Here is an 8206-nt window from a genome sequence, read left to right on the forward strand (position 1 = left end):
GATTCCTCAGACTACAAGCTATGTGAGCGGTTAAGTGGTGAAGGTGTATTTTGGTTTGGCTTCGATGTTGTCTTTGGTGCAGAACCAGTTGTTCGTGTAGAACCAGTAGACACGATCTCAGAGGCGAACAACGCAAGTGCTAACCAAAGACCACACATACCAACAATGCCGAGTAATCCTGCGCTACCCATCGGCAGTTCATAAGGGAATGGGCCAACATCGAAACGTGGAATGGTTTGAACTTCCATCATGGTGACCCAACGTACCGCCCATGCAGAAACTATGGTCGCAAGCGCAACACAGATAATTCCTAGCTTACTTTGCGATAGGCGTTGCAGTGGTAGAACCAAGATCATGCACAGCAAAATGCTGGTGGTCATGATGCCTAAATTGATGCCCCAAGCGTCGTTCTCATACAGATTGAAGTGACCATGGTTAGATGCCCAAATCGACGTAAGAATGATGGCAAGGCCACCTGTTAACGTAATGGTTCTTTGTACTAGAGCGAGGTCTGTTGGTTTTAAGCTTGGTTTGCTTGAAGGCAGCAGAGCCCAAATCAACAGCGTTAAACCTGTAGCAGCAAAGAATGCGGTCGTGAACCAAAGTAGTGGAGAAGCCGGTTGATGCCAAAGCGGTCGGCTCGCCAAAATCGCAATCTCTGCGCCTGTATAAAGCGCGATGCTTAGGCCCGAAATAGCCGTCACAGCAGCCAGTGCAATCATCAGCTTTGATGATATTTGCCATTGACCTAGCGTCAGCCAAGACAAACGTTTTAGAAGTGGGTTTTCACTCTCTTTGAGCTGTGCGATGTCATCACGCAGGTAAACCCAAGCAGTCGCAACAGCCAGACCAGAAAACAAAGGTAGAAACAAAGAGCCCAATGACATCCATGACCAAGGCGTAATATGAGCATAGAAGTGCCACGCACGTCCGGGTTGGTGCAAGTCACCGGTTAATGCTAATGGTCCAACAATCGCGCCAATGGCCATCACAAGCACAAGGGCAGAACGGAATTGGTGGCTGGTTGAGTTCTTGAATATCAGTGCAATCAAAAACAGAATAGCGGCCGCGTAAGCCGAACCAATGTAGAAGAAATATTGAACCGCCCACGGTAGCCAAGCGATCTCTTGAGCGGGAACTAACACCTCAGTGATATTCATGCTGTCTCTCCTTGTTTGCCTTGTGTCGCGATTGCCAATTCTTGTTTGCTAGAGGATGAGTTATCGATGGCGGCTGGATCATAAATCGCAGGTTGGCCTTCAATGTGGCTAACGAATCGCTCATTCATGCCGATATAGAAAACATGTGGGTTGGTATTCTGCTCTGGTTTAAGCACTTTTATGTCGTCTTTGTTTTCATTGAGCAGGCGGTTAATTTCGCTGTTTGGGTCTTTGAGGTCACCAATCACACGAGCACCACCAACACAGGTTTCGACACAAGCGGGCAGTAAACCGTCTTCAAGGCGGTGTGCACAGAAGGTGCATTTGTCTGCGGTAAGGGTGTCGTTGTTGATGAATCGAGCGTCGTAAGGGCAAGCTTGAACACAGTAAGCACAGGCTACGCAGCGTTCGTTGTCGACCATTACAATGCCGTCTTCACGTTGGAAGGTCGCTTGAACAGGACAAACCTTAATGCACGGAGCATCGTCGCAGTGGTTACACAGACGAGGCAACATGAATGACTTCACCTCTTGTTGAGTAGTCGAACCATCATCAAGGGAGACTTCATACTGTTTTACGGTGGTTCTGAACTGGCCAATTGGCGCTTGGTTTTCAACGCTACAGCCAACGGTGCACGCCTGACAGCCAACGCATTTACGTAAATCAACCGCCATGGCGTAGCGTTTACCTACTTCGCCTTTGCGGTCAGGTTGGTTGTTATTGCGAATGGCTGTGCTTGCGACTACGGTGTTGATTCCGGTGATGGGAATGAGCGCAGCACCAGCGGAAACCTTGCCGAATTGGCTGAGAAACCGTCTTTTCAATGAGTCCATGTTGGTACCTATAAATGGGTATTCTATCTGTTGGGCTCATTGTCAGATTTTGGGCGTACGCGGGGTATTGTGGATTTCCACATACCCAGATCAAAGTTGATCTAGAACAAATGTGGTTTTACCAATCTAGCTGTTATGCTTTGTTTAAAGGCTCTATTTAACGTGTCGTCAATGCGTTATTCGAGTGTGAACATGCCATCAGTGTGGAGAAAGAGATTCTAGTGACAGTCAGAAACCTAATGACAATCGTTGGCCTTTGTTGGTTGAGCCTAACCGCAGGCGCGTGTTTGGCGGCTCAATCGGAGCAAGAGATTGCAACGACAAGCACTGTTGAGTCTGAGCAAATCATAGAAGTTGGCGTGTTGGCGACTCGAGGTAAGCTTTCCGCTCAGCAGCGTTGGCAGCCGACAATGGATTGGCTGTCTGAGCGCATTCCCGGCAAACACTTTGTTCTCAAGCCTTTCAACTTAGAAGAGATGGCTGATGCGGTAAAAGGTGTTGAGGTCGACTTTGTCATCACCAACCCCGGTCAGGCGGTTCGATTAGGACGTCAATACGCGCTCTCTTGGATGGCGACCATGACCAGTCATAACTTTGAAGCTCAAGACACTAGTAATACACGCAGCATTGGTTCCGCCTTGGTGGTGAGAAGAATGTCGCCTTATATCTCTCTCGAACAACTCAGCGGTAAGCCGATTGCGGCAGTATCTGAAAATGCTTTTGGTGGTTACCTCACTATGCGTTACCAAGTGATGCAACAAGGGCTTAATCCCAACCACTTTTTCTCTAACACCCAATTTTTAGGTTTCCCGATCGACGCCAGCTTGTATCAACTACGTGAAGGGCACATTGAAGCGGCTGTCGTACCAAGCTGTTTAGTTGAGAACATGATCAGTGAAGGTTTGCTGGTGGCTGGGCAATATCGAATCATCGGTAATCAAGCGCCTGAAGGCTTCCGATGCCAAGTGTCTACACCTCTGTATTCTAATTGGTCGTTTGCCAAAACAGAACGAGCCTCTTCGGCACTGGCTAAACAAATGAGTCAGGTGCTGTTTTCGATGCCAAAGAGCAGTGCACCAGCCATTGCAGCGAATGCATCGGGTTGGACGTCAACGACAAGCTTGCTGGCGATCGACAAGCTATATCAACAACTCGACATGCATCCACTGCAACAACCTTGGTGGAAAGAAGCGTTAATCTGGCTCAAGTACAATCAACAGTGGGCATGGGCGTTCTTTATTCTTGTCGTGTCTCTGAATGCTTACCACTTCTGGCTAGAATACAAATTCAGTCGCAGCAAAAAGCAACTAGAAGCGACGCTTTATAAGCTGAAAAGTAAGAGTGAACAGCTAGAGCACTCACAACGAATCGCGGTAGTTGGTGAACTGGGAAGTAGCTTGGCACACGAGATTAATCAGCCTTTGGCAGCTATTCGGAATTATAGCGAAGGTGGTTTACTGCGGATTTCGAAGAACAAACCGCTGACTGACATAGAGCCTGTATTTGAGAAGATCCAGTCGCAAGTGGACCGTGCTGATGCGATCATCCAGCGCTTAAGAAACATGATCAAAAAACGCTCATCAGATAAATCTCAAACTGATATAGAAGCTCTTCTTACAGATACCATCGAGCTACTGCAATTTCGATTACAGAAACACAAGATAACCATTGAACGTTATGTCGTGGGTAAACCTATCACGCTACATGTTGACCCTGTCGGATTGCAGCAGGTAGTTGTAAATTTGATCAACAATGCGACTGATGCGTGTAATGCTCAGATGCATCGCGAACAAAGCGCTACGTCTGATATTGGTAACAAAAACAACGAACCATCGACAATTAAAGTGATTACCGAGTATCAACCGGATAAAATGATGTTGTCGGTTATCGATAACGGTACGGGCTTAGATTTTACTGAGCAGAAAGTCACTCAAGCCTTTGTGAGTAGCAAAGAAAACGGTTTGGGGTTAGGGCTTGCGATTTGCCAGGACGTGATTGAAGACCACAGCGGTCAAATGACCATTAAGTCACTGATTCCTCATGGCTGTCACGTTGCAGTGACGTTACCTTTTTCTCTTTCAAATGATTCATAAGGAATCTTGTTATGTCTGAACTTCATCAAAGGCTTCCTGTCTATGTGGTTGATGACGATGAGTCGATGCGCGATTCGTTGGTGTTCTTATTAGAAGAGCATGATTTCACTGTGTCAGCTTTTGAAGATGGCCCCAGTTTTTTAGACTCAGTGGACTTGAGTGCGCCGGGTTGTGTGGTTTTAGACAGCCGAATGCCAGAGATGAGAGGGCAGCAAGTTCATGAGTTGATGGCAAAAGCGCAGAGCCCACTGTCGGTGATTTACCTGACGGGGCACGGTGATGTGCCAATGGCGGTTGAAGCCTTACAAGCCGGCGCGGTGAATTTCTTTCAAAAGCCAGTTAAAGGCAATGAGTTAGCTGAGGCGATCAAGCAAGGTTTGGACGCTTCAGAAAAGCACTTACACATGAATGTGTATCGCCAAGCGTACGCGTCGTTAACCGAGCGTGAGATAGACATCCTCAAACAAATTATCGACGGTAAGCGTAACCAGAAAATAGCCGATGAATTGTGCATTGCCATGAGAACAGTGGAAGTACACCGAGCAAGCTTGATGAAGAAATTCTCAGCGAAGACGGTTGCCGAGTTGGCTTACATATACGGTCAATTGACCTAGGTATAGAGCTATTCCTGTAAGAGAGTTGTACGGCAGTTGCACGAAATTGTTGATGGGAAAAACATCAATTTCGTCACCAAGCTTTAGGACTTTCCTGATGAAAGGCAGCCTTCATAATTTATCTATATTGAAGCAAGATCACATCGTCTATGGACTGCATACGGATTGAACCTCCTAGGCTTCTTATCGCAATGTAATCCTGAGATACTGAACTAAGTTCATTTTAAGGCGGAACGTGCCAGTAACTGCACTTTACCCTGTAATTCGAAACATAACATTCACTATGGGTAGAACACACTCTCAACGTCGAGTCTTGTATCTGCCGAGTTAGGTTAAATATTTTATGAGTACAATGGGAATCGCAATTGGTGCGACGGCTCTTTCGTTAATACTTGTCGCCGTGTGGCTGATCTCTTTATCGCTAAGAAAGCAGCGCTTGGAACAAGAACGTAAGGCTCGTGCTGTCGCTTACCGAAAAGCGATTGAAAAAGCGCGCATACAAGAGCAAAAAGAGCGCCACTTTAAAGCAGAAACAGGGCATGTCCCGTCGATTCTATATTTAGCGAAAGAGGCTGAACGTAACAATATCAAGGAAGCGTTATATTGGTACGATAAAGCGGCGCATTTGGATAACGTCAACGGCATGTACGGCATTGTTCGCTTAAGTATGAAGCGCAAAGAAGATCTGATCTTGAGAGAACAAGCCAACTTTTGGCAGCTTGCGATCTCTGCCTTAGATAACGATATGTCGGCGAAATTTGAGATGGGTAAAGCCCTGGTTCATGGACGTGGGACCGTGAAGAACATCCCCAAAGGCTACACCTATATTGAAGAGTCTGCCGCTGGTGGTAATACCGAAGCGATGCTATTCATGGGTGACTGGTGCCTAGACAAAGAAAATCCAGACTACTCTGCAGAAAGCTCTGTTGATTGGTATCGCAAAGCGGCAGAGAAAAACAACCTAGACGGCAAGATCAAACTGGGTATGAGTTACTTAAATGGTGTTGGCGTAGAGCCGAACCATGGTGAGGCTGTGTACTGGTTTGAGACAGCAGCAGAAAAGAACAGTGCAGAGGCAATGTTTAGAGCGGGTGAAGCGTGGATCGACCATGGTGAACACGGTAATGCAATTGCTTATATCTGGCTATTCCTATCTGCTCATTTTGGCTACTCAGAAGCTAAGCAGCAGAGAGATAAAGTGGGCGGTGAGCTAGGTGTCGATGCGGTTGTGGGCTTACAAGCACTGACTAAACCGATCATGACCAAGCTGACCCAACAAGCAATCACCAAGCACTCAATTATTAAGGCGCTCAACAAGCTTTACAAACGCAATATACCGATTCCAAAGAAAGTGAAAGAAGCGTCTGATGAAGAGGCTGAGCCATTAAGTGTAGAGACCAGCCATCTAGATACTCAAACGGCGAGTGCTCAAGATACGAATGTTGATTACAGCCAACAACCTAATTCCGAGCAAGCATCAACAGAGAGACAAGCGACCCCAAATAGTGACCCTCTAGACTTCAGTCAGGCAGCCGTGGATCCAAGCTGGAAAAGCAACCACTAAAACGTGTTGGTTAGCTTTGATGAGTTAGACAAAAATGACTGAAGCTATAAATCTATATAGCTTCTAACCGTAATCTAGAAAACCAAGACAACAAAAAAGGGAAGCGAATGCTTCCCTTTTTATTTGTGTGCTATTTGCTTTTAGAGCTTAGAGCTTAGAGCTTAGAGCTTAGAGCTAAAGCCTAATACCCAAGAGCTGTTAAGCTTTGTTTTGCTCAGCTTTACATACAGCCGCAGTGAACACTACGTCAGTTGAGCTGTTAAGTGCTGTTTCAGCCGAATCTTGAATCACACCAATGATGAAACCAACCGCTACAACCTGCATCGCTACATCGTTTGAGATACCGAATAGGCCACAAGCTAGAGGAATCAGTAGCAGTGAGCCACCGGCAACGCCTGATGCACCACATGCTGAAATTGCAGCAACAAGGCTTAGTAGAATCGCAGTGAAGATATCAATCTCAATACCCATTGTGTGTACAGCTGCAAGCGTTAACACAGTGATGGTGATTGCAGCACCTGCCATGTTGATGGTTGCGCCTAGAGGGATTGATACAGAGTAAGTATCTTCATCTAGCTCTAGCTTCTTACAAAGGTTCATGTTCACTGGGATGTTTGCAGCGCTTGAACGAGTGAAGAATGCCGTTACACCAGACTCACGAATACATTGCAGTACAAGTGGGTATGGGTTCTGTTTTGTCTTTACAAAGACAAGCAGTGGGTTAACGACAAGAGCAATGATAAGCATTGAGCTTAGTAGAACCGCTAGCAGTTGACCGTAGCTTGCTAGTGCATCGAAGCCCGTTGTTGCGAATGTAGCCGAAACAAGACCGAAGATACCGAATGGCGCAAGACGAATAATGAAGCGAACAATGTGTGAAACACTGTGGCTAAGGTCTTCGAAAACCGCTTTGGTTGTTGCAGATGCGTGGTGCAGTGCAAGACCAAGACCGATAGCCCAAGCAAGAATACCGATGTAGTTAGCGTTCATTAGTGCGCTAACTGGGTTATCTACAAGCTTGAATAGAAGCGTATGAAGAACTTCTGCAATACCTTGAGGAGGGTTAGCACCTTCAGCGCCAGCAACCAGTGTCAAAGTGGTTGGGAACATGAAGCTCAGTACTACAGCAGTTAGTGCTGCAGAGAACGTACCAATCAGGTAAAGCACAATGATTGGACGCATATGAGTATGCTGACCTTTCTTTTGGTTTGCGATAGAAGCTGCAACAAGAATGAATACTAAAATTGGGGCAACAGCTTTCAGAGCACCAACAAACAGACTACCTAATAGGCCTGCATCTTGAGCTGCTGAAGGAGAAACCATGGCGAGAACGACACCGAAAACAATACCAGCAAGGATCTGTAGAACGAGATTTCCACGAGCGATGCGGGCGAGCATGTTGTGATTTTGCATAAAATACCTGCAATTGTTAATTTATTATAGTGATGTGTTTTTTTATAAAGTTGTACCAAATCCAACTATACACTAGTGGAATGGGCGGTCATATTAGCGGGATCTAAGAGGGTGTCTAGGAATAGTTTACTTTTAGGGTGATTGTTTGCGTTGCGTGGTGTTTTTAGAGCTAAATGTTAAATTTTTGTGCTTTTGTTGAGGTGTAAGTCTGCTGAATAATGTTCCATTGGCTTAATGTTCTAGTACTTATGGTGTGTAAACCATTACTGATAAAAACATTGTGTTCGGAAATAGCTGCCTAAACTTGTATAGGTAAAAAAGCCACTTCAACAGACATCATAGACATCACCTACTTTGCTTGTTCTACGTTGGTGCATGACTTGCCATGTTTTGTCGTTATCTAATCTTTCTATCGGCATTCCCACCTACTTAAGCAGCGTTAGCTGTGAATCTCATCAGCTCTCCTTAATAGCGTGGCTCTTCTCCGCTTAGATGAGTCTATAAATTAACAATAAAACCGGTAACACAT

The 8206-nt window shown here is 45.8% G+C and carries 6 protein-coding genes; 3 read left to right on the forward strand and 3 right to left on the reverse strand.

The genetic code is table 11. The features are described from left to right. Window positions 1–11: 11 nt before the first annotated feature. The gene (gene nrfD / locus AB6E78_RS13520) at window positions 12–1160 is read right to left on the reverse strand and encodes an NrfD/PsrC family molybdoenzyme membrane anchor subunit (RefSeq protein WP_372133789.1); all 1149 of its coding nucleotides are present in this window, start codon (window positions 1158–1160) and stop codon (window positions 12–14) included. Continuing rightward, window positions 1157–1993, reverse strand: coding sequence for a sulfate reduction electron transfer complex DsrMKJOP subunit DsrO (dsrO, locus tag AB6E78_RS13525; protein WP_136973651.1), 837 nt, complete (start codon window positions 1991–1993; stop codon window positions 1157–1159). Before dsrO ends, nrfD begins: the two co-directional genes overlap by 4 nt. A gap of 221 nt (window positions 1994–2214) precedes the next feature. Here dsrO and AB6E78_RS13530 point away from each other — a divergent pair, with 221 nt between their 5' ends. The 3 genes from AB6E78_RS13530 to AB6E78_RS13540 all read left to right on the forward strand — a co-directional run bounded on the left by AB6E78_RS13530 (window position 2215) and on the right by AB6E78_RS13540 (window position 6264). After that, on the forward strand, window positions 2215–4086 hold the full coding sequence (locus AB6E78_RS13530; RefSeq protein ID WP_372133788.1) for a PhnD/SsuA/transferrin family substrate-binding protein: 1872 nt from the start codon (window positions 2215–2217) through the stop codon (window positions 4084–4086). An 11-nt stretch (window positions 4087–4097) separates the two neighbouring features. Continuing rightward, the gene (locus AB6E78_RS13535) at window positions 4098–4700 is read left to right on the forward strand and encodes a response regulator transcription factor (RefSeq protein WP_372133787.1); all 603 of its coding nucleotides are present in this window, start codon (window positions 4098–4100) and stop codon (window positions 4698–4700) included. Window positions 4701–5052: 352 nt separating this feature from the next. Continuing rightward, window positions 5053–6264, forward strand: coding sequence for a tetratricopeptide repeat protein (locus AB6E78_RS13540; RefSeq protein ID WP_102320670.1), 1212 nt, complete (start codon window positions 5053–5055; stop codon window positions 6262–6264). A gap of 198 nt (window positions 6265–6462) precedes the next feature. Here the strand turns inward: AB6E78_RS13540 and sstT are convergent, their stop codons facing one another. Further along, the gene (gene sstT / locus AB6E78_RS13545; RefSeq protein ID WP_017068938.1) at window positions 6463–7677 is read right to left on the reverse strand and encodes a serine/threonine transporter SstT; all 1215 of its coding nucleotides are present in this window, start codon (window positions 7675–7677) and stop codon (window positions 6463–6465) included. Window positions 7678–8206 lie beyond the last annotated feature (529 nt).

The sequence above is a fragment of the Vibrio sp. 10N.247.310.98 genome (assembly GCF_041467395.1).
Taxonomy (GTDB): Bacteria; Pseudomonadota; Gammaproteobacteria; order Enterobacterales; family Vibrionaceae; genus Vibrio; species Vibrio crassostreae_C.

Coding starts and splice junctions, on each gene's coding strand:
- sstT (WP_017068938.1), bottom strand. CDS start 7,677: ATGCAAAATCACAACATGCTCGCCCGCATCGCTCGTGGAAATCTCGTT.
- AB6E78_RS13535 (WP_372133787.1), top strand. CDS start 4,098: ATGTCTGAACTTCATCAAAGGCTTCCTGTCTATGTGGTTGATGACGAT.
- AB6E78_RS13540 (WP_102320670.1), top strand. CDS start 5,053: ATGGGAATCGCAATTGGTGCGACGGCTCTTTCGTTAATACTTGTCGCC.
- dsrO (WP_136973651.1), bottom strand. CDS start 1,993: ATGGACTCATTGAAAAGACGGTTTCTCAGCCAATTCGGCAAGGTTTCC.
- nrfD (WP_372133789.1), bottom strand. CDS start 1,160: ATGAATATCACTGAGGTGTTAGTTCCCGCTCAAGAGATCGCTTGGCTA.